Annotated in this window: 16 protein-coding genes; 11 read left to right on the top strand and 5 right to left on the bottom strand. The window is 35.9% G+C overall.

Annotated features, from left to right (window positions below; translation table 11 throughout):
• The first annotated feature begins 272 nt into the window (after positions 1-272).
• On the top strand, positions 273-5,030 hold the full coding sequence (locus tag ACQH1V_RS02265; protein WP_425360672.1) for an autotransporter domain-containing protein: 4,758 nt from the start codon (positions 273-275) through the stop codon (positions 5,028-5,030).
• Between the two features lie 584 nt (positions 5,031-5,614).
• Here ACQH1V_RS02265 and rpe read toward each other — a convergent pair.
• The 5 genes from rpe to prfB form a co-directional block, all read right to left on the bottom strand.
• A complete protein-coding gene (gene rpe, locus ACQH1V_RS02260) occupies positions 5,615-6,265 on the bottom strand; it encodes a ribulose-phosphate 3-epimerase (RefSeq protein WP_425360671.1) in 651 nt (216 codons plus the stop codon).
• A gap of 344 nt (positions 6,266-6,609) precedes the next feature.
• The gene (locus ACQH1V_RS02255; RefSeq protein ID WP_341759322.1) at positions 6,610-7,842 is read right to left on the bottom strand and encodes a DEAD/DEAH box helicase; all 1,233 of its coding nucleotides are present in this window, start codon (positions 7,840-7,842) and stop codon (positions 6,610-6,612) included.
• 426 nt (positions 7,843-8,268) lie between these two features.
• Positions 8,269-8,478 (bottom strand): cold-shock protein, encoded by a 210-nt coding sequence (locus ACQH1V_RS02250; RefSeq protein ID WP_094648631.1) that lies wholly within the window; start codon positions 8,476-8,478, stop codon positions 8,269-8,271.
• 256 nt (positions 8,479-8,734) lie between these two features.
• Positions 8,735-8,857 (bottom strand): palindromic element RPE2 domain-containing protein, encoded by a 123-nt coding sequence (locus tag ACQH1V_RS02245; RefSeq protein ID WP_425360670.1) that lies wholly within the window; start codon positions 8,855-8,857, stop codon positions 8,735-8,737.
• A protein-coding gene (gene prfB / locus ACQH1V_RS02240; protein ID WP_425360669.1) for a peptide chain release factor 2 occupies positions 8,838-9,948 on the bottom strand; the annotation gives its coding sequence in 2 pieces (ribosomal slippage) (positions 8,838-9,878 and positions 9,880-9,948; 1,110 coding nt in all). Before prfB ends, ACQH1V_RS02245 begins: the two co-directional genes overlap by 20 nt.
• A 372-nt stretch (positions 9,949-10,320) precedes the next feature.
• Here prfB and lepA point away from each other — a divergent pair.
• The 10 genes from lepA (at position 10,321) to atpD (ending at position 23,855) form a co-directional block, all read left to right on the top strand.
• Positions 10,321-12,123 (top strand): translation elongation factor 4, encoded by a 1,803-nt coding sequence (gene lepA, locus ACQH1V_RS02235; RefSeq protein ID WP_094648628.1) that lies wholly within the window; start codon positions 10,321-10,323, stop codon positions 12,121-12,123.
• 88 nt (positions 12,124-12,211) lie between these two features.
• Positions 12,212-12,871, top strand: coding sequence for a DUF2278 family protein (locus ACQH1V_RS02230; protein ID WP_425360668.1), 660 nt, complete (start codon positions 12,212-12,214; stop codon positions 12,869-12,871).
• A gap of 293 nt (positions 12,872-13,164) precedes the next feature.
• Entirely contained in the window at positions 13,165-14,547 is a 1,383-nt protein-coding gene (gene fumC, locus ACQH1V_RS02225; RefSeq protein WP_341749162.1) for a class II fumarate hydratase, read from the top strand.
• Positions 14,548-14,645: 98 nt separating this feature from the next.
• Positions 14,646-16,013, top strand: a complete 1,368-nt coding sequence (gene ftsZ, locus ACQH1V_RS02220) for a cell division protein FtsZ (RefSeq protein ID WP_425360667.1) — start codon at positions 14,646-14,648, stop codon at positions 16,011-16,013.
• A gap of 139 nt (positions 16,014-16,152) precedes the next feature.
• Positions 16,153-16,875 (top strand): alpha/beta hydrolase, encoded by a 723-nt coding sequence (locus tag ACQH1V_RS02215; RefSeq protein WP_094648623.1) that lies wholly within the window; start codon positions 16,153-16,155, stop codon positions 16,873-16,875.
• 281 nt (positions 16,876-17,156) lie between these two features.
• Positions 17,157-18,545, top strand: coding sequence for a dihydrolipoyl dehydrogenase (gene lpdA, locus ACQH1V_RS02210; RefSeq protein WP_425360666.1), 1,389 nt, complete (start codon positions 17,157-17,159; stop codon positions 18,543-18,545).
• A 332-nt stretch (positions 18,546-18,877) separates the two neighbouring features.
• Complete coding sequence (gene atpH, locus ACQH1V_RS02205; RefSeq protein WP_425360665.1) at positions 18,878-19,513, top strand: ATP synthase F1 subunit delta; 636 nt, start codon at positions 18,878-18,880, stop codon at positions 19,511-19,513.
• A 212-nt stretch (positions 19,514-19,725) separates the two neighbouring features.
• Positions 19,726-21,285, top strand: a complete 1,560-nt coding sequence (gene atpA, locus ACQH1V_RS02200) for a F0F1 ATP synthase subunit alpha (protein WP_094648620.1) — start codon at positions 19,726-19,728, stop codon at positions 21,283-21,285.
• Between the two features lie 2 nt (positions 21,286-21,287).
• A complete protein-coding gene (gene atpG, locus ACQH1V_RS02195; RefSeq protein WP_425360664.1) occupies positions 21,288-22,175 on the top strand; it encodes an ATP synthase F1 subunit gamma in 888 nt (295 codons plus the stop codon).
• A gap of 246 nt (positions 22,176-22,421) precedes the next feature.
• Positions 22,422-23,855, top strand: coding sequence for a F0F1 ATP synthase subunit beta (gene atpD, locus ACQH1V_RS02190; protein ID WP_425360863.1), 1,434 nt, complete (start codon positions 22,422-22,424; stop codon positions 23,853-23,855).
• Positions 23,856-23,860: the final 5 nt, after the last annotated feature.

Raw genomic sequence — 23,860 nt, 5'->3', positions numbered from 1 at the left:
TCATCTACACGAAAAATGCGTCATTTCCACAAAAATGATGTCATTCCTGGCAACGGTATGGAGCTAAAAAACCTTAGATTCCACATCGAAGCGGCAATGACATAAGATGAGGAAAAATGACCAAAGACTCGGGTAGGAAGGGTGTGATTAGAACACAAGAATGGCATAAGGTTTTGTGTCATCCCTGCGAAGGTAGGGGGTCTTGGATTCCCGTCTACGCGGGAATGACATAAAAACCGATTTAAAAAATTAACTTAAATTAGGAAAAATTTATGAATAAAGAAAGAAAAAAAAGCAATTTTTTAAGAAGTTTGCTGACTACTGCTTCTGTTGCTTCGGTAATAGTTGGGGCAAGTAGTTCAGCGTTTGGTGTTGCTAATAGACGGGTAACAGGTGATGCTGTTCTTAGTACCGGGGCAGGTTTACATCGGATGGGCGGTGCCGCCGATGTTCCATTTGTCTCAGGTTCAACTCTCCAGTATGATCATGCTGCTGCACATACACTTTTCGTTGACATGGATAATGTAACCATTAAGGTAATTGATGTTAATATGACGTCTGATCCTGCTGCGCCTGGTAATGCTCCTGGTACATTAAGGGTTGGACAAAGGGCAAATATTGGTTCTATCATTGCAACTAATAGAGATGGTGGTTCTGCTAATCATGTTCTTGAAATAGCGATGGACGATGGTGCAACTTTGAATTTAACCGGTACTGGGGGTACTGTTAAGAATCATCTTGATGTTGGTGTTAATGTTCTTAAGAACGATTATAGTCGCTTAGGTAAAATTGATTTTGCGGCAGGTGCAGCTACTGTGCATATTAATCTTACTAGTCCAAACGATATCGTTTTTGCTAAATTTGTAATAAATAATGGTCAAAATGCGACATTGGATATTACTAATACTGGGTATGTTACAACATTTAACAAAGCATCAGTTGCCACAGCTAAGACAATCAATATTAATGATGGCAGTACTCTTCAATTTGATTCTGAGTCTATGGCTGTTGGTAATATTGTATTACAGCTCCAACAACAAGGTGAGGATGTTATCAATTTTGGTGATAATGGTACAGGTAGATTATTACTTACCTCTAAGGCTGGGGGTAATGGTAGTGCTGCTAGCTTTCAAGTTGTGAATGGTTCACTTGGTGGTGCTATTGACGATTATGGTGTAATCCATTTTAACACTACATTAGAACCTGGTACTCTTAGTGCAGTTAATAAAACCGTGATAGGTCGTGATGAAAATAATAGAGCCAAGAAATTCAAAGTTACCGCTACTGCTGGTCGGGCTGCAACAATTCAAGGTAAAGTATATACTAAGGAGCTTGAATTAAACGGTGGAGCAAGTACTTTTACCGATGCAGTTTATGTTGGTAATGATGGAATCACGAATTTTACTGCTGCATCAACAGTAACTTTTGATGATGATGCTAATCTTGGTAAAGTAGACTTCCAGAATAAGGCTAATAGTACAATTACCGTGGGAGCTGGCAAAAATCTTTCTGGGAATTTTTATGGTGATGCTAATAAAAGACTCAAAAACAAAATCGGAACACTGAGTTTTAGCGGTAATAGTGAATTCGATGGTACTGTAACTGACTTGGCTTTGATTGATCATACGGCGGCTGGTACTTTGAAATTCACAAAAGCTGGTGCTAATATTGTCACTAAAATACAGGGAGCAGCTGGTGGTGGTGGTAGCATATTTGAGTTTGTTAACGATTATAAATTAATTGGTAATATTGAACGTGCTCAAACCTTAAATTTCGAAAACGCTGAAGTTGCTGGTAATATTATAAATGTTAATGAGATTAATATTGCACAGGATAAAACATTAATGGTAGGCGGTACTCATATTCAGGCTAATACTATAGTATTTGGTAATGCGAAAGGAACATTGGCTCTTAATTCAGCAGGTAACGTAACCATTGAGTCCGTGCAAATCGGTACATTTGGTGGTAATATTGATGCAACTAAAATGGCAGATAAGAAAACTTTAACGATTATTGGTAATATAGGGACTGATCCTGCTATCGATGATAGTATGCCTTTAGATAAAATATTACTGAGTGGACAAAATCTTAATTTACAGCCTGCAAATGGAAAATCGGTTAATATTGTTGGAATGGAATTTAATGAAAAAGCTTCAACAATTGGTTTAAAAACTGCTGGTGTTGATTATGCTTTGGGAGAATTAAAGAAGGCGAATAAAGCGAAAATTGAAATTTCTGAAGATGTCTCATTACTTAATACCAAAACAACCGGTGACGATAAGCTAGAGGAAATTAATTTTAAAGGAGATAAGACTTTAACTCTTAAAGGGGGTATGGATATTACTGTTGGCTCTATAACAACTCACAAGGATAATCAAGGTAAGATAGTTTTTGCTGAAACTGGTGCTTTGAAAGGAAATATAGGAACATATAGTAAGATTTTTAACACGCTTCAAGTAAATGATAGTGTTGAAGCAACTACATCTGGTAAAGCCTACGTCACAAATATAGCCTTGGGGGATAGTTCTGTATTAGTTGTAGATAATGACTATAAGGTTAAAAACTTTGCTGTTAAAACTGATGGTAGTGGAATACTAAGATTTACCAATAATGGTGCAGCAACATTCGAAACAAAGACTATTACTGCTCCTGCTGGTCGTGTTCGTACTCCTGTTGGTGTTAAGGCACTAGCGGCATTAGAGTTACAGGGTGGTAATGTTACATTAAAAGGTAATGGTTTTAAATTCAAAAAAATTGCTTTTAGCAAGGATTCAACCTTAATTTTACCTAATGATATGAAACTTAGTGGGATAGAGGTTGAAAGTACTGCAGAAAAAAGACCTACAATTCGGTTAGCAAGTGCAATAAATCAAGATGAAATTATCTCAGGTCAAAATATTGGGAGTGATGCTCATCCTGTTAATTTAGAATTTACTGCAGATACTATTTTAGATGTTAAGAGTCAAAAAGCCTTTATTGGTGTAACTACTGGAGTTAAAGAGAAAGGTACTGTTAACTATGATTTGGGTAAAGGAGTTGATGGTGTTGTTTATGGTTTCGGTAGTAAGAATTACAACTTAAAACTAGTAAATTTAAAATCAAAAGTCACAAACTATGGCGATACCTTTGCTAATAATGTTGTTGTTCATGATAATGTATATTATGCAGCTGGTGGAACAGTAGACGGGGCAATACAGCTTGGTCATACTGAAACTGACGCTGGTGGTGTTGCTTCTGTTGAATTCAGAGATAATGTTATTCTGAAAGCTGATATGACCAGTGTGGGAGCTAAAAATACCATCGCCTTTGCAGGTAATGCTGAAATTAGTAGCAAGACTTTTGGTACAGCTAAAAATGCCTTTGAGACGATTAACTTTACTGGTGATGAAACACATACTGCAACTTTGAAATCTTCTGATTTGCATGCGAAAAATATTAACTTTGGTAATGAAAATATTAAAATTGCTGCTAGCAAGGTAGCACTTCATGGTATTTCACAGAATAATGCAAATATTGATCTAGAATCTAATCAGTTGAGCTTTGAAAAATCTGGAACTTGGGGAGAAAAAACTAGTATTCATACTGACTTAACTGAAGAAGGTTCATTTGGTAATATAGTTCTTAAGGACAAAGTTACTGTTAATAGCGGTTTGGGAATTGTTGTTAGAATTTCTGACAAAGCTGACTTAGACAAGTTTAGTAACAAGAAATTTGTACTTATAGATGGTACTAATAACTTAGTTCTAGAGGGTGGTGCAGTCAATCTAGTAAAAGACGGATTAATAAAAGATCGGGCATATATAGATTGGATTATTAAAACTGAAGGTGACAAATTAGTGTTTGAGCGTAAGGTTGATATAAAAGCTGGTATTACAGAGGACATGAAAAAGGCTGGTGCTAGTGATAAATATTTAGCAAATATTGATAACTTTGTTAAGGCGAAAAAGTTTATGAATGACATAAGCTTTATTTATCCAGACCAAGAGGATCAGGATGACGAGGAAAAGCAATCAGAATGCCAGAAGAAACGTTTTGCTGCAATGGAAAAAATGGAATCAAATGACAATTCTAAAGTAACTGGTCAAGTTGCAAAGGTTGGTGAAATGTTTGGTGCTGCTCTTCGTAACAGAATGCTTAAAGCTAATGCTGCTGCAGTTTCTGCTGGTTCTGATGATACTTTAATGGGTGCATGGGCTATGCCATATTATAGTCAAGCTACTCAAAAGAAGAGCGGTGATGATGCTGGGTATGGAGTAAAATCTTTTGGTGGAGTCGTTGGTTTTGATACTTTAGTCAATGATGATCTAACAATTGGTGCTGCTGTTAGCTTTGTTAAGAGTGACATGAAGTACAAAGGTGATTACGCTGGAAAAACTGAAATAGGTACTTTCATGGGTTCTATTTATGCAGCACAATCACTTCCTCAAAATTTCTTTGTACAAGCTGTGGCTTCTTTGGGTTCAAGTAAAATTAAAGGTACTGATCCTAGAATAGTTTCTACTAAGACTCATTCTAGTGGTCAGGAAACTGCTAAAGCTGATTATGGCACTATGTCTTACGGCGGAGAGGTGTTATTTGGTTACAACGCTAAAATAGCTGACTCAGCATTACTAACTCCGATGGCTGGAGTTCGTTATACAAGGTTTAACGATGAAAGTTATAAGGAAACTGGTACAACAAATCAAAATAAGATTGTTGGTGAGAGAGGCATTAATAACATTGAGGCTATAATTGGTGCTAAAGTTTCAACCTCTATAGATACTGATGGTGTTGTAGTGACTCCTGAATTACATGCTTTTGTTTCACAAAAGTTAGGTGGTGATAAATCAGGGAAAGTTGATGTTAGATTAGAGGGTATGACTGATTCCTTTATTACTAAGTCTGAAAAAGCTGCAAAAACATCATTTAATGTTGGTTTAGGCGTTATTGCTAAAGCTGGTGTTATGGAGTATGGAGCTGGTTATGACGCAAATTTAGCTAAGAACTATGTTGCTCATCAAGGTACTTTAAAAGTTCGTGTAAACTTCTAAACTAATCATTTAAGTTTACTTATCTATTACTACAAAAAGGGCTTCCTTCTCCAAGAGGAAGCCTTTTTTGTTTATATTATTGTTCTTTATAGTTAATCAACATAAAGTTGAGCAAGTTGTTATTCCCGCCTAGGCGGGAGTCTAGTATAGATCCCTGCCTTCGCAGGGATGACACTGAGTTGAGTAGGGATGACAATTTATGGATTGCTTCGTCGACCTGCGGTCTTTCTCGCAATGACGGTTTCTCAATTATTGTTTTCTTAATTGCTGACGCTTATGCGTCATTGCGAGACCACGTAGTGGTCGTGGCAATCCATCTTTGGTTACTTTTATGGATTGCTTCGTCGACCTACGGTCTTCCTCGCAATGACGTTGACCACATATGACTTTAAACTACCTGGTCTAAAACTGCTTCCTCTTCCAACTTTCAATAGTTGTGGCGTCATTGCCAGACCACATAGTGGTCGTCGTGGCAATCCATGTTGGTCGCTTTCTGGATTGCTTCAATGCTAATAAAGTAGCTCCTTGCTAATAGACGTCTTGCAATTTTTAAATTATTCTGGGTTATGCGTAAGGTGAGATAGTTAATGTCTTAGTAAATCTATTTGTTTTTGATAATTTTTTGATTGAAAAATAAAATTACCTGATACTAAAATATCAGCTCCTGCGTTGATGCAATTTTTACCGGTAATATTATTTATTCCTCCATCTACAGAAAGTAATATAGTTTTGTTGGAATTTTTGATTTTTTCTGAAATAATTTTGATTTTCTCTAACTGATTCTCTATAAATTTTTGACCAGAAAACCCGGGATTTACAGTCATTACTAAAATCAAATCTACTTTATCAATAATATAATCTATAGAAATTGGGTTGGTGGAAGGAAGCAGTGCCACTCCGACTTTTACTCCTAAATTTTGAATAATGTCTAAAGTTCGGTCAAGATGAATAGTTGTTTCAGGATGGATAGTGATAATATCTGCCCCACTACTAGCATATTCTTTAATCGAATATTCTGGGTTATTAATCATTAAATGTATATCAAACGGCAAGGTAGTATGAGATTTTAAGGCTTTTATTATAGGAGGTCCAAATGTTAAGTTAGGTACAAAATGACCATCCATAACGTCTATATGGATCATATCAGCCCCCGCTTCTTCCAAAGAATTGATTTCTTTTTGTAAATTAGCAAAATCGGCTGATAGCAATGAAGGTGCGATCTTAATTACTTTCACTGTATTTTTATCCTTAAATAATAGACCTTATATCACATTTTCAAGATATAAGGTCTAATGAATTTTTTGATTTTTCCTTTTATAGTTATTTAGCTATAGTAAGTTTGTTATAGTCAATTAACCTGAATTAGTGCCGAACAAGCACCCATCGTGCTGTCTATTAGCGAGGAGGCGTAAACCTTCGAAGCAATTGTAAGTTGTCATTCCCGCGTAGGCGGGAATCTGGATACCTGCCTACGCAGGTATGACACAAACAGGATTGCTTCGTCGCCCACTAAAGTGGCTCTGAGCCATGACGCTGATGCTAAATACTAATCGGGTATAACATAACTGCTTTTACTAAATTAGGACGCTTGGCTATTTCTAGAGCGACCAGAATAAGGCTTTTTATCGTTATTATTACGAGGAAAATAACTTTTTCTACCATTATTGTTATTGTTGCTATTATTACCATTAAATGGTCTTCTACGATTCTTATTTCCGGTCATTTCTTCTCTTGAAGTACTCTCACCTTGGTTCATTAGGCGATCAATAGCTTTCCACCTAATATTATCTTCTGGCGAAATGAAGGATAATGCACAACCTGAAAGTCCTGCTCTACCAGTTCTACCTATTCTATGTAAATAATCTTCTGGAGACATTGGCAAATCATAATTGATAACATGCTGTGTATGTGGTATGTCTAAGCCACGAGCCGCAACATCTGTTGCCACCATAATTCTGTGACGAGAAGAGCGAAACGATGCAATTACGTGATCCCTTCTACCTTGTGTTAAATCACCATGGATAGCTTCAGCTTTGTGATCTTCAAATTTTAACATTTTTGCCAACTGATCGGCACCACGCTTAGTTTTCACAAAAATAATTATAGAACCATCACGTTGTTTTAATTGCTTTATAAGCTCAGGGAATTTCTCTTTATCAGAAACTCGCAAAGTTTCTTGTTTTATTTGAGAAGCAGCCTGAGTAGTTGAGCCAATAGTAATGCGTTTAGGGTTAATCACATATTTTTGCGATAGTGCAATAATATGTTTTGGCATAGTAGCTGAAAACATTAAAACCTGTCTTTTTTCAGGTATATATTTATTTATTTCTTCCAACTGTTCTTTCATGCCCATATCAAGCATCCTATCCATCTCATCAAGTACCACTAATTGTACTGTGTTTAATTTTAAGGTACCACGTAGTAAATGATCTATAATACGACCAGGGGTTCCAATCACCACTTTAGGATTTGCCTTTAGCTGCGTAAATTGTTTATGCATTGGTTCACCACCTATTAAAACCGCACTAGGAAGCTTAATTTGAGTAGTTACATTGGTTAAAGTAGTGCGTACTTGGCTAGCTAATTCCCGAGTTGGTACAAGTACCAAAGCCATTGATTTTGTCTGTATAAAAGAATTGACGATTGGTAGTAAATAGGCAAGGGTTTTACCTGAACCAGTTTGACTAGAAGCAAGAATATCACTACCTTGCATCGCAATCGGTATAGCCTCTCTTTGAATTTCTGTAGGAGAGGTGATGTTCATCTGTTCAAGTGATATAATCACTTCGTTTGGTAAATTAAAATTTTTCATTATTAAATCCAATGTTATTTATCGTAAATTAAAAATACTCAAATGCTTTAAGGAATTGAAAGGTTAAATGCAATTAAACTCCAAATCTTCAAAGCATTTGAGCAAACATATATTCTATACCTTAAAAAATAAATTTATGATTAAGTTCTTATGTTATAAAGCGGGTTATTAATTGTTGTATAGTAAAAGCGGTTGTAATTATAAATACAATCCTATCATAGATACTCTTTTGCTTTGAAAATCCATTTCCCCAAATCATTCGAGTATACTTAAAATAGTCCAATAAAATTACAGCTTTACTTACAGTGAACACTGAATTATAAAAGATAATGCACAGAGTGTATAAAAAGATGATACTACCCAAAATTCACTAGTTTAATAACCACTCATAAATTTTGAGTAGTTGCTTGTAGTTTTAAATAAATATTATTTTATTTGCAGATTAACAGCAGAAATTTTTCCCTTATTGTCTTCTAGATCAAAGCCTACACTTTGACCTCCATTAAGATTACGGATCCCGGCACGCTCTACAGCTGAGATGTGAACAAAAACGTCGCTCCCACCATCGTCTGGTTGAATAAAACCAAAACCTTTGGTTGTATTAAACCATTTGACCTTACCTACTTTAGTAGTCATAAAAACCTTTTAGTATAGAGTTACTTATCTGAACTTAATTCGAACTCTCCCGTAGAAATTAAACCCAATAACTGACAGGCAGAAATAAGGCTTTCATGCTATTAAAGAGTTAATTATTAAACCCAAAAAACATGGTACTCCTTTTTTTGATAATTGTCAACAAAGGATAAGAAAATATCCATAGATTTTATATTTCTCTTTGAAATATAGACATTTTAGCACGTTTCTTAATTATATATAGCCAATCTATCCTAAATTAACTATAGTCAATTGATGAGAAGTTGGTGACGTCGTCGCTCAATGCTCGCCTATTACTTATAGGCGTCGCTCCATCGTTCCTAGCACCAAATTCTCCTGAATTAACTATATATATTACCAACACTAATTGATAGGCTAGCTGAAACAAATTTTTCTAAATCTCCGTCAAGTACACCTTTAGTATCAGAAGTCTCATGATTGGTACGTAAATCCTTAACCATTTGATAAGGTTGCAATACATAAGATCTTATTTGATGTCCCCAGCCATTCTCAGTTTTTGATGCATTCTGTTCTTGAATATCCTCAGTACGTTTTTTTAACTCTAGTTCATAAAGCCTTGCTTTAAGCATTTTCATAGCCTGTGCTTTGTTCTTATGCTGTGATCTATCATTTTGGCACTGTGTTACGATATTAGTAGGTAAGTGGGTAATCCTTACGGCAGAATCAGTAGTGTTTACGTGTTGTCCCCCAGCTCCGGAAGAACGGTAAGTATCAATTCTAAGGTCTTTTTCATCTATTACAATTGCAATACTATCATCAATTTCTGGATATACCCAACTACTAGCAAAGCTAGTCATCCTTTTGCCCGCTGCATTAAAAGGCGATATCCGTACTAAACGGTGCACTCCTGATTCTGTTCGAAACCAACCATATGCTTGGTAGCCATTAATTTTAATAGTACATGATTTTATTCCTGCTTCTTCACCGTTAATAAGATGAATAACTTCGCTTTTAAAACCCTGCCTTTCCGCGAAACGCAAATACATACGCATCATAATTGATGCCCAATCATGACTCTCCGTACCGCCAGCTCCAGCATTGATTTCAAGAAAACAATTATTACTGTCAAATTCCCCAGAAAATAAGCATTCAGTCTCAAATTTTCCGGCAATAATAGATAGTTTTCTTAAATCTTCTTGAACTTGTTCTAGAACTTGTTGGTCATTTTCGACAAACGCCAATTCCTCAAGTTCTAAACATTCCGTAAGATTAGATTGAAGTTGTTTAAACGAATTAAGTTTAGTCTCTAGAAGTCTTTTTTCTTTCAGAATATTTTGAGCCTTTTCCTGATTATCCCACAAAGTTGGATCTTCTGATATATTTTCCAGCTCTACAAGCCTTTTGGTTGCGTTATCAAAATCAAAGTGACCTCCTGAGCAGCTCTAAAGACTGTTCGATTTTTTTTACATAATGTTCAATTTCAGCACGCACTATTATTTCCTACTATAAAATGGAATTTTACTATATAAAGATAAGATAAACCGACGTCATTGTGCATAAGTGTTAGTTTAAGAAGCCAATAATTGAGAAACTGTCATTGCGAGGAGACCGTAAGGTCAACGAAGCAATCCAAAAAAGTGATTAAAAATGGATTGCCACGCCACCTACGGTGGCTCGCTAATAGACGACTTTTTTACTTTATTTTCTTAAACTGATGCCTATGCGTCATTGCGAGATCACGTAAGTTAGGTCGTGGCAATCCACTATTTATTAAATTGGATCGTTTCGTTCGAGCTTTGCTACTTTTTGCAATGACCAGTCGGGTTAGCATTTTTCTAATTTTAACATTATATCGCATATACAATGAATAATCAAAAGTTTATCAGAAATTTTTCAATCATCGCTCATATTGATCATGGTAAGTCTACTTTAGCAGACAGGTTAATTGAATATTGTGGAGGATTGGTAGCTCGAGAAATGAGTCAGCAGGTACTTGACTCAATGGACATAGAAAAAGAACGGGGAATTACTATCAAAGCACAGACTGTTAGATTAGTTTATAAAGCCAAAGATGGTAATACCTATTATCTAAACCTAATGGATACTCCTGGTCATGTGGATTTTTCTTATGAGGTTAGTAGGTCACTCGCTGCTTGTGAAGGCTCGTTATTAGTGGTAGATAGTAGCCAGGGTGTTGAGGCACAAACTCTCGCAAATGTTTATCAAGCGATTGATAATAAGCATGAAATTGTTCCTGTACTCAATAAAATTGATCTACCAGCCGCTGATCCTGATAAAGTCAAACAACAAATAGAGGACGTAATTGGTATAGATGCAAGCGATGCATTATTGATTTCGGCAAAGAGTGGTATAGGAATAGAAGAAGTACTTGAAGCAATTGTTAATAGACTACCCTGTCCTGCAACTAATCAAACAGATATTTTAAAGGCATTATTGGTTGATAGTTGGTACGATTCTTACCTAGGAGTAGTAATTTTGGTTAGAGTTATCGATGGAACTTTACGCAAAAATATGCGTATTAGAATGATGGCTAGCAATTGTAGTTATAATGTTGAGAATGTTGGGTATTTTACTCCTAAGAAACATATATCAGATATTTTATATTCAGGAGAAATAGGGTTTTTTACTGCTTCAATCAAGCAAGTTGTTGACTGTAAAGTTGGTGACACAATAACTGATGAAAAAAGACCTTGTAAGGAGCCTTTGCCTGGTTTTAAGCCACATTTACCGGTAGTATTTTGTGGATTATATCCTTCAGACGCTTCACAATTTGAGCATCTAAAAGATTCTTTAGCTAAATTAAGGCTTAACGATGCTAGCTTTGAATTTGAAGCAGAAAGTTCAACTGCCTTAGGATTAGGATTTCGCTGCGGTTTCTTGGGGTTACTACATCTTGAAATAGTGCAAGAAAGACTGGAGCGTGAATTTGATCTTGATATGATAACTACTGCTCCTAGTGTGGTTTATAAGATTAATATGCGTGATGGACATCAATTAGAAATACATAATCCGGCTGACTTACCTGTTACTCAAAATATAGAATCAATGTTAGAGCCTTGGGTTAAGGCAACAATATTAGTGCCAGATGAGTTTTTAGGTAATGTTTTATCTTTGTGTACTGATAAAAGAGGAGTACAAATTGAATTAACTTATGTCGGTGGTAGGGCTATGGTAATTTACCGATTACCGTTAAATGAGATAGTATTTGATTTTTACGATAAGTTAAAAAGTTACACAAAAGGCTATGCTAGCTTTGATTGGGAAATGGATGGTTATGAGGAAAGTGATTTGGTAAAATTATCTATTTTGGTTAATAGCGAGCCAGTTGATGCTCTATCTACTATAGTACATCGATCACGATCAGAATATCGTGGTCGAGAATTGTGTAAACGCCTTAGCGATTTAATCCCAAGGCAATTATTTCAGATCGCTATTCAAGCTGCTATTGGTAGCAGAATAATCGCTAGAGAAACCGTTAAAGCAATGCGTAAAGATGTTTTATCTAAATGCTATGGTGGAGATATAACTCGTAAACGTAAATTATTGGAAAAGCAAAAAGCTGGCAAAAAACGTATGCGTAATATTGGTAATGTTGAAATTCCGCAATCGGCTTTTATAGCTGCTCTTAGAATAGGAGATGAGTGATATAGCTACCCTGATTGACTATAGTTATAAAAAGATTGACTCACCAACAAGTTAATATAATATAAATTAAAGCTTATGAGGTATTATTATGCTAAAAAACTATACATGTGTAAAAGGTACTGTGTTAGAGGATTTAGAAGATAGTACAAAACACACAATGACTCACCATAATTTTATAGTGCAAGCTAACCAACTAGACTATCAAGTAAATATAGATATTCAGTCTGATTCTAGAGCTAATGTTAAACTATACTATGTCGATCAGTTGAATAATAATGAATTGTTAACTAATTTAGCTAAACTAGGAAATGAGGGATTATTTCGCTTAGATAAGTTAAATCAAGCCTATAGACTTGATTATTTTCGCAGTGGAATTTTGCCAGTAGATTATTTAAAGAATAGTTTAGCAAAATCATGGCAAGAAATTTCATCTTTGCTAGACATGCATATTATCCGTGGTACAAAGATATGTATTTTAGGTGAGTCTTATGATGATACTGAAACAAGGGAAGTAGTACCTTATGGATTACAGCTAAAACAACAACATTCTCAACTTCCTCCTAGAGGTATACATGATATACATCTGAATCAGGGGAACTATAACCCACACAGTAAAGATAATGGCATTTATCAAGATGGGGCTATATTCATAGAAACCCCTAATAATAGTATTAAAGCCTTTTTCTTCATGTTTGATGAACAATCTTTGAATACTGATGATTCAGGTAACCCTGTTGATGATGAGTGAATTGACTAACCCGACTTGTCATTGCGAGAAGACCTTACGTTCTCAAGCCGTCATTGCGAGGAGGCGTAAACCGATGAAGCAATCCAATAATGTGTGGATTGCCGCGACCACTATGTGGTCTCGCAATGACGTATACTTCTATAACTTGTCATTGCGAGGAGCCGCTAAAAGCGGCGACGCGGCAATCCAAGAAAAAGTGAATAGAAATGGGTTGCTTCGTCGGTCTGGCGACCTCCTCGCAATGACAGTCGGATTAGTTATAAATATAATAAAAGCGAAAAAGAAAAATTTATATGAAAAATTATAGAATTGAAACCGATTCATTTGGAGAAATCAAAGTAGACGATCAATTTTACTGGGGGGCGGGAACTCAAAGGTCTCTTGAGAATTTTAAGATAGGCGAGCAAAAAATGCCTATTCAGTTGATTAAGGCACTAGCAATTTTAAAAAAATGTGCAGCAAAGGTCAATAAAGAATTAGGCGATCTTAAGCCTGAGATATCAGAAGCAATAGATCAAGCTACCTCTAGAATATTAAAAGGGGAATTTGATGATCAATTTCCTTTAGTAGTATGGCAGACTGGCTCTGGTACTCAGACTAATATGAATATCAATGAGGTAATAGCCTCTATTGGTAATGAACAATTAGTAGGCAAGAAGGGTGGTAAATCGCCAATTCATCCAAATGATCATGTAAATATGGCACAATCATCCAACGACTCGTTTCCAACTGCTATGCATATCGCAACCATACTCGCTAGTAAACAACAATTAATTCCAGCATTAACCAGCCTACATTCGGCGTTAAATACCAAAGCTACAGCTTGGAATAATATAGTTAAGATAGGACGCACTCATTTGCAGGACGCTACGCCAATAACGCTTGGGCAAGAATTTTCTGGTTATGTAACGCAAATAGCCTATGCCATAGAACGAGTTGAGGAGTCACTAAAAAGAGTATATTTTTTAGCCCAAGGTGGAACTGCAGTGGGGACTGGTATTAATTGTCGTAAAGAATTTGCTGTAAGATTCTCTGATCAAGTTGCTGCATATACCAACTATCCTTTCAAAAGTGCTGCTAATAAATTTGAAGCATTAGCTACTCATGATGCATTAGTAGAATTTTCTGGTACTCTAAATACCATAGCAGGAAGTTTAATGAAAATGGCTAATGACATTAGGCTATTAGGATCGGGACCAAGATGTGGTTTTGGTGAATTACATTTACCGGAAAATGAGCCTGGTTCTTCAATTATGCCAGGTAAGGTTAATCCAACACAAATTGAAGCATTGACTATGGTTTGCGTGCAGGTTATGGGCAATAATCTTGCAGTAGCTATAGCCGGATCAAACGGTCATCTTGAATTAAATACCTTTAAGCCGGTTATAATATATAATATTTTGCAGTCAATAGAGTTGATTTCTGCTAGCATCAATAGTTTTGTTACGCATTGTATTGAAGGTTTAGAGCCGAATATAGAACGTATTAATAAGCTGAGAGAGCAATCGCTGATGTTAGTGACAGCCTTAAATCCGCATATAGGTTATGATAATGCGGCAAAAGTTGCAAAAAAAGCCTATCAAGAAGGTATAACTTTAAGAGAAGCTGCTATAAAATTAAATTTTTTATCAGGTGAGGAGTTTGATCGCTTAGTGGTAGCAAAAAATATGGTATAATTAGACTGATGCTCTTTATGAAATATATTTTATGGTAGAAATTTTCAGATTCTTTATTATACTAAAAACAATTTATATTTAACAGGTAAAATATTATTATGGCTTTACATCTCAAAGCACCAGAAAATGTAATTCTTAAACCAATTATCACAGTATTTGGTGTTGGAGGAGCTGGTGGTAATGCAATAAATAATATGCTACTTGCCAAATTGCAAGGAGCAAACTTTGTTGTTGCCAATACTGATGCCCAATCACTCGAACATTCCTTATGCGACAACAAAATACAGTTAGGTGTTGCGATTACTAAAGGTCTTGGAGCTGGTGCGTCTCCAGAAATCGGGGCTTTAGCAGCTGAAGAATCAGCTGACGAGATTAAGGGGCATTTAGAAGGTAGCAATATGGTGTTTATCACTGCCGGTATGGGTGGAGGTACTGGTACAGGTGCTTCTCCGGTTGTGGCAAAGATTGCTAAGGAGCTAGGAATTCTTACTGTGGGGGTAGTTACTAAACCTTTTCATTTTGAAGGAAAGCATAGAATTAAAACTGCTGAACAAGGTTTACTAGAACTACAAAGATTTGTTGATACTTTGATAGTAATACCGAATCAAAATTTATTTCGTATAGCAAATGAAAATACTACCTTTGCCGATGCCTTTAAAATGGCAGATGATGTATTACATGCCGGAGTCAGAGGGGTTACTGATTTGATGATCATGCCAGGTCTGATTAACCTAGACTTTGCTGACATTAGAACAGTGATGAGCGAAATGGGTAAAGCTATGATGGGTACGGGAGAAGCATCTGGTGAGGATAGGGCGGTTAAGGCAGCTGAAGCGGCTATCTCTAATCCACTATTAGATCATAACTCAATGCGTGGTGCTAGAGGGGTGTTAATTAACATTACTGGTGGTGCGGATATGACCTTATTTGAGGTTGATAGTGCGGCTAATAGAATTAGAGAAGAAGTAGGGGATAGCGATGCTAATATTATTTTTGGTTCGACGTTTAATCAAGAATTAAATGGCGTTATTCGGGTATCGGTAGTTGCTACTGGTATTGATGCTGATCAAGTTATAAGCAACAAACCCCAACCTATTGAATCAGTAACTAGTAGTCCTACAAGTTGTGAACAAGTAGCTAATAACCATGATTTAATAGAGACAACAGTTTTAGAAGAAATTCCAGATTTTGCCCAATATACTGGTGAAAAAGCTAGTTTAGTAGATTCTGGAGTACAGCCTTTAAACTTAAACGTTCAGGCGACATCAATTAATATACCAAATCAGCCAACTATAAGTAGCAATGATGCCAAAGCATCTTTACTCAGTAGAATGTGGAATTCACTAAAATCCAATACTAATCAAAATCAAGAGCAAATCAAAAACCATATTCCTCCAATTTCTCAAAAGAGCGATGTAGACGTTGATATCCATGATATTCCAGCTTTTTTAAGGAAACCAAAATAATAGAATACATTAGTTATCTTGAAATATATCAAGTAGCGTGCTATAATTCTCACTTATTGTTCTTAGGCTATGTAACAAAATTTAAATTATTCATATAGCTTAGCGATCGATATAAATTAATATATGATAGTGTATAATTATGGCTGAAGTTTTTTTTAATGGTCCTGCTGGTCGGATTGAAGGGCTGTATACTAAATCTAGCGATTCTAAGGCTCCACTTGCTTTGGTATTACATCCACATCCACTTCACGGTGGCACTATGAATAACAAAGTGGTTTATAATGTATATAGAACACTAGTATCGAATGGATTCACAGTACTCAGAATTAATTTCCGAGGAGTTGGACGCTCTCAAGGAGAGTTTGATAATGGTATTGGGGAAATGACTGATGCGGCGACGGCACTTGATTGGTTGCAGCTTAACAATCCTACAGGTAGTATAAATTTAATAGCAGGCTTTTCTTTTGGAGCCTGGATAGCCATGCAACTTATCATGAGAAGACCAGAGATTAATAATTTTATTATGGTATCCCCACCAGTAAATAAATATGATTTTTCCTTCTTGTCTCAATGCCCTATTTCCGGTTTTGTAATACAAGGGGACAATGATAGTATTGTGTCAGAAGAATCAGTACTTGAACTGGTAGGAAAGCTGTCTAAGCAGAAACATATAACTGTCGACTATAAGCTCATCCATGGAGCCGATCATTTTTTTCGGAACAAAATTGGTGAATTTACCCAGGCAATTAGTGATTACTTACAATTAAGGTTATTAAATAATAAAGTTACTCATTTAAATAAGGACTTTCTTACTGAAGGAAAATTAGCAAAAAAATCTCTTCAAAAGGTTTTCTTAGATTAACTGCAATTAGCCACTGGTTATAAGTTATAGTCAATTAACCTGAATTAGTGCCGAATAAGCACCCATCATACTGTCATTGCGAGGAGGCATAAGCCTCCGAAGCAATCCATTTTAATAGTTTTTTGGATTGCTTCGTCGCCACTAAAGTGGCTTCTCGCAATGACGCTGAAGCTAAATACTAATAGGATTTATAACGTTGCTAATTCAAGTTAATTCACTATAATCTGGTTGGAGTAAATAAAGCATTAAAAATAGCAATGAATGAATAAGTGGAAATATTAATGGAAAATTATGATATAGCAATTATTGGCGGTGGGCCTGGTGGTTATGTTGCGGCAATTAGGGCGGCACAACTAAATAAAAAAGTTGTGTTGATTGAGAGAGAGCATTTAGGAGGGGTTTGTTTAAATTGGGGATGTATACCAACAAAAGCACTACTTAAATCAGCTGAATTATTTCAGAAAATTAAGCATGCTCAAGATTATGGTATTATAGTCAATGAACCAAGCTTTGACTTAAAAAAAATAGTACAGCGTTCTAGAGATATATCGACGCAGTTAACATCTGGCATTAAGTCCTTACTAAAGAAAAATAAGGTTACGGTAATTGATGGCACTGCTGTACTTGGAGATGGCAAAGTGGTAAATATTGATAGTAACGGTCAAAAAATTTCAATTAAAGCACAAGATATAATAATTGCTACAGGTGCAAGAGCTAGGATTTTAGATGGATTTAAACCAGATGGTAAGCAAATTATTACTTCTAAGGAGGCTATGATTTTGGATAAATTACCAAAATCTATGATTATAGTTGGATCAGGAGCGATTGGTATAGAATTTGCTTCATTTTATAACTCTTTAGGAACAAACGTCACCATAATTGAAGTACAAAATAGGATTTTACAAGCTGAAGATGAAGAAATTTCTTTAATGGCACGAAAAATTTTTGAGAAAAAGGGTATAAAAATTCATACTAATAGTAAGTTGTTAAATCATAGCCAAACACAAGATCATGTTATGATTGAAGTTGAGATAGAAGGTAAGAACCACAAAATACAAGCTGAAACTTTGCTTATGGCAGTTGGTATAGTTGGCAATACGGAAAATCTTAATTTAGAAAAAACTAATATAAAAATAGATAGAGGTCATATTGTTACCAATCAGTTTATGCAAACTGATGAACAAGGAATTTATGCAATAGGTGATGTCACATCTCCCCCGTGGCTTGCACACAAGGCAATTCATGAAGGTATTATTGCTGTAGAAACTATTGCCGGTCTTAAAGCTCATCCTCTAGAAAATCGTAATATTCCAGGTTGTACTTATTCCTCACCGCAGATTGCTAGTGTAGGGCTTACTGAAGAACAAGCGAAAAAAGCTGGTTACCAAGTGAAAATTGGCAAATTCCCATCTATCGCTAATGGGAAAGCCCTGGTTGATGGGTGTACTGAAGGGATGATTAAAACAATATTTGATACAAAAACTGGGGAATTGCTAGGGGCGCACTTGATAGGCGAAGAGGTTACCGAGCTAATTCAAGGTTATGTAATTGCTAGAACTATGGAAGGTACAGAGCTTGATTTAATCAATACCATTTTCCCTCACCCAACTTTATCGGAAATGATGAGTGAGTCAGTATTGCAGGCCTATGGTAGAGCCATTCATATTTGATTTATTTTTTTCTAAATATACTTAGTGGTAAGGATAGATTGTGTTATAAGTACTATTTGTTACTCCCGCGAAGGTTTTGTGTCATTCCCGCGTAGGCGGGAATCTAGCCCCCTGCTTACGCAGGGGTGACAAGAGAGGCGGATGACAAGAGAGCAAGAATAACAACTTGCAATTAAATTTAAATATGAGGTACAGGCAATGAGTAAGATGAATGCTGAGGATTATGAAACTTTTCCACGAAAGCGGCGAATAAATATCGTTATGCGGCATGGTGTATCATTTGGCTCGGCATTGGCTATGGCTATTTCATTTAACATCAACCACTCTGTGTTATGGGCAGTCTTACATGGTTTGTTTTCATGGCTTTATGTGGTTTATTATTGCTTGGCTTATTAGAGTTTTATGGATGTAACAGTATAATGATCAATAATAAATTAGTACAAAATTATACTTCTGCGTTATTTAATAATGCACTAGCTAATGCTTTGGAAGATAAAATATTTGAGCAGATTAAGATTATTGATCAGCTTATCAATGATAATGCACAAATCAAGGAGGCGATATTTTCTCCTATAGTGAAAAATATTGATAAATGTAAAATAATTGAATTAATTGCAAAAAACTTTAATGTTGAATCTACAGTTAAGCAGTTATTATTAATATTACTAAAACATTCACGTATGCCTATTTTATCCAATATAGTTGTATTGTACCAACAATTACTTAATAAAAGTAGAAATATTAAGATGGTAACAATCACTTCTGCTAAAATTTTGCATAGTGAAGAAAAACAATGGTTAACAAAACATTTAGAAACTGATTTTCAGCAGAAAGTTGCGATAAAATTTAGTCAGAATCAGTCAATTATTGGTGGTATTATTATACAATATGATAGCGTAGTTAGGGATTACTCTATTGATGGAATGTTAAAAAAGATAATAAAAACCTTAAAAACTACAAAGATTTAGGTTATATAGATAGTTAGAAATGGATTGCCACGACCACTATATGGTCTCGCAATGACGTTTGGTAAAATCTTTTCGTCATTGCGAGAAGCCACTTTAGTGGCGACGAAGCAATCTAGGAAAGTGATTAGAAATGGATTGCCACGACCACTATATGGTTTCGCAATGACGTTTGGATTAAAAATTATTAAATAAGATTTACGAGGTAAATAATTATGGGTTCTTCCCAAAAATTAAAGGCTGTTGAACTTGCTGAAGTACTAAAAAAAGAAATTGCTAATATTGAACAATTTAGCGATTTACAAGAAGTAGGGCAAGTTATAACAGTTGGAGATGGTATAGCTAGAGTATACGGTATCGATAATGTAGGAGCTGGTGAGGTAGTTGAGTTTGCCTCGGGGGTGAAAGGTCTTGCTCTTAATCTTGAAACAGACTCGGTAAATATCATATTGATTGGTGACGATCGCGAAGTAAAGCAAGGAGATTCGGTCAAAAGAACTGGTAAGATTATACAAGTACCAGTCGGTAAAGCATTGCTTGGTAGGGTCGTTGATGGTATGGCAAGTCCTATTGACGGTAAAGGTGAAATTATAACTGATAGCTACAGGAATATAGAAGAAAAGGCTCCGGGGATCATTTCTAGACAAAGTGTTAAAGACCCGGTGCAAACGGGTATCAAAGTGATTGATTCCCTAATTCCTATTGGTAGAGGTCAGCGGGAGTTAATTATTGGTGACAGGCAAGTAGGAAAAACGGCTATTGCCATCGATACGATTATTAACCAAAGACAAGCTCATCTTGATGGCGATGAAAAAAATAAGATTTATTGTATTTACGTAGCTATTGGTCAAAAAAGGTCGACTGTCGCACAGGTAGTAAAAAAATTGGAAGATTCAGGGGCTATGGAATATACAGTAGTTGTTGCAGCCACCGCCTCTGATCCTGTTGCGTTGCAATATGTGGCACCTTACACTGGCTGTAGTATTGGTGAGTATTTTCGTGATAATGGCATGCATGCATTAGTTATTTACGATGATTTGAGTAAACATGCTGTTGCCTATAGACAAATCTCTCTATTGCTCAGAAGACCACCAGGGCGTGAAGCATATCCGGGAGATATATTTTACCTACATTCTAGGTTACTGGAACGAGCAGCAAATATGTCGGATAAAGATGGTGGGGGTTCTCTTACGGCTTTGCCGATTATTGAGACCCAGGCAGGTGATGTTTCTGCATATATTCCAACCAATGTTATATCAATTACTGATGGACAGATTTTTTTAGAGAATGAACTATTTTATAAAGGTATCAGACCGGCGGTAAATATTGGTATATCAGTGAGTAGGGTAGGATCAGCCGCTCAAGTAAAATCTATGAAACAAGTAGCAGGAAGTGTCAAACTTGAATTAGCCCAATTTAGGGAATTAGCCGCTTTTGCTCAGTTTAGTTCAGATTTAGACAGCTCAACTAAGCAGCTTATCTCACATGGTACAAGGTTAAGTGAGATATTGAAGCAGGATCAATATGCTCCCTTCTCTGTTGAAGAACAGGTAGTAAGTCTTTATGCTGGGGTGAAAAATTATCTCGATAATATTCCTGTTGAGTTAGTAAAAGAATTTGAGCTTAAATTACTCCAAGAAATAAAGCTTAAAGAAAACGATATTTTATTATCCATTAAAAATCAGGGGCAAATCATTAAAGAAACGGAAGAAAAGTTAAAATTTTTCTTAGAAAAATTTGTACAGAACTTTCTTACTGACAATAAAGTTGGGTAGCTATGTCAGGTTTAAAACAATTAAGATCTCGTATTAAAAGTGTTAAATCAACGCAAAAAATTACTAAGGCTATGCAAATAGTCTCGGCTACCAAATTTACCAAAGCCAAAAGCCAAATTAAGGACTCAGAAGATTATATTGAGATTTTGCGGAATACAATGTCTAATGTAGCATCTAGGAATAATTTGCAAAATATGACTGAAGAAGAAAAAAAATTCTTTTCAAGTGATGTGAATATAAATAAGCCTCATTTATTGGTAGTAGTTACCTCGGAACGCGGTTTATGTGGTTCTTTCAATTTTGCAGTGTTCAAACAGGTGAAATTTGATATTGCAAATTTGGAAAATGCTGGTAAACAAGTAAGGCTTATTATTATTGGTAAAAAAGGCTACGATCTATTCAAATGGCAATATTCCCATTATATTGACAATTATTATGATTTTCCCAAATATCATAATAATAATTTGCCATTTCAGATTAAAGATAAAATAACGGAGATGGTGGATAGTGGTAAAATTAGCAGTTGTCAGATATATTTTAATAAATGTAAAAATGCTATAACCCAGATTGCCACTAAACAGCAAATATTACCAATTGAACAGCAGCTATCTTCAAGTGAGCAATACTCAAGTGAGCAGTATTTAAGCTATGAATATGAAGGCGAGGGGCTTGTTTTGAATATGATTAATCTTTATGTAACCGCACAAATTAATTATGCTCTACTACAAAGTAGAGTTAGTGAAGAAGGAGCTAGAATGACAGCGATGGATAATGCCACAAAAAATGCTGATGAGCTTATTAATAAGTTAACATTAACGCTGAATAGGTCTAGACAAGATATAATTACTCGGGATTTAATTGAAATTATTGCAGGAGCAGAAGCTATATAAATTAATTAGGTTGCTGGATGCTCATTGTGAGCGAATGGATTGCTTCGTCGGCTCACGCCTCCTCGCAATGACGTTTGGTAAATCAGTTCCGTCATTGCGAGCGAACGTATGTGAGCGTGGCAATCCATAAAGGTAATTAGAAATGGATTGCTTTGTTGTTACTAAAGTAGCTTCTCGTAATGACAATTAGGGTCTAATTTACTATAGATAGACAAATATAATGTAAGGTAAAATATGACAAAAATTATTGGCAAGACTATTGGTAAGATTGTGCAAATTATCTCAGCTGTGGTTGATGTACAGTTTATTAATGATGGTAAATTGCCGAAAATTCTTAATGCACTTGAATGCTATAATAATGGAGAAAAGGTGATATTAGAAGTATCGCAACATATCGGAGATGATATTGTTAGATGCATATCTATGAATCCAACAGAGGGGTTAGTAAGAGGTCAAGAGGTGGTAGATACAGGAGATACCATTAAGGTACCTGTTGGCACGGCAACACTTGGGCGTATAATGAACGTAATTGGTATGCCGATTGATGGAAGAGGTAACATTACTTCAACTAAATCTGCTTCAATTTACCACTCAGCTCCCAGTTTTGTTGATCAATCAACGGAAAAAAACATTTTGGTTACAGGAATTAAAGTCATTGATCTGTTAGCTCCTTATTCAAAAGGAGGAAAGATTGGGTTATTTGGTGGTGCTGGGGTAGGAAAAACAGTATTAATTATGGAGCTTATTAATAATATCGCCAAAGCTCATGGAGGATATACGGTTTTTGCTGGAGTTGGAGAAAGGACTAGAGAAGGCAATGATTTGTATCATGAAATGATTGATTCCAATGTAATTGATCTAGAAAATCCAGAAAAATCTAAAGTAGCTCTGGTTTATGGGCAAATGAACGAACCGCCCGGTGCAAGGGCTAGAGTTGCTTTAACTGGACTCACTATAGCCGAAAGTTTCAGGGATTTAGATGGCGGACAGGATGTCTTGTTTTTTGTCGATAATATTTTCCGATTCACTCAGGCTGGTTCTGAGGTATCAGTCCTTTTAGGTAGAATACCTTCGGCAGTGGGCTATCAACCAACATTAGCAACTGATATGGGTGAGTTGCAAGAACGTATTACTTCAACAAAGTTTGGATCAATTACTTCGGTACAGGCTATTTATGTGCCAGCCGATGATCTAACTGATCCTGCTCCTGCTGCCTCTTTTACTCATTTGGATGCAACGACTGTACTTAGTCGACAAATTGCTGAGCTTGGTATTTATCCGGCAGTAGATCCACTCGATAGCGGTTCACAATTGCTAAGTCCAGCAATTGTTGGAGAAAAACATTACTCAGTGGCTCGAGAGGTACAAAAAGTTTTACAGACCTATAAGTCGCTGCAAGATATAATTGCCATTTTAGGAATGGATGAGTTGTCGGAAGCAGATAAATTAACTGTTACCAGAGCCAGGAAAATACAACGATTTTTATCGCAACCTTTCCATGTTGCCGAAGTATTTACAGGTATGTCTGGAAAGTTTGTCAGTTTAGCTGATACTATTGAAGGGTTTCAAGGTTTGGTTTCTGGCAAATATGATCATTTACCAGAAGCAGCTTTTTATATGATAGGTAGTATTGATGAAGCAGTAGAGAAAGCTGAAATGCTTAAAGAGAAAATTGCATAAATGGA

The organism is Candidatus Tisiphia endosymbiont of Ceraclea dissimilis, assembly GCF_964030735.1.
Classification (GTDB): domain Bacteria; phylum Pseudomonadota; class Alphaproteobacteria; order Rickettsiales; family Rickettsiaceae; genus Tisiphia.
This window is presented reverse-complemented; position numbering and strand designations above follow the sequence as displayed.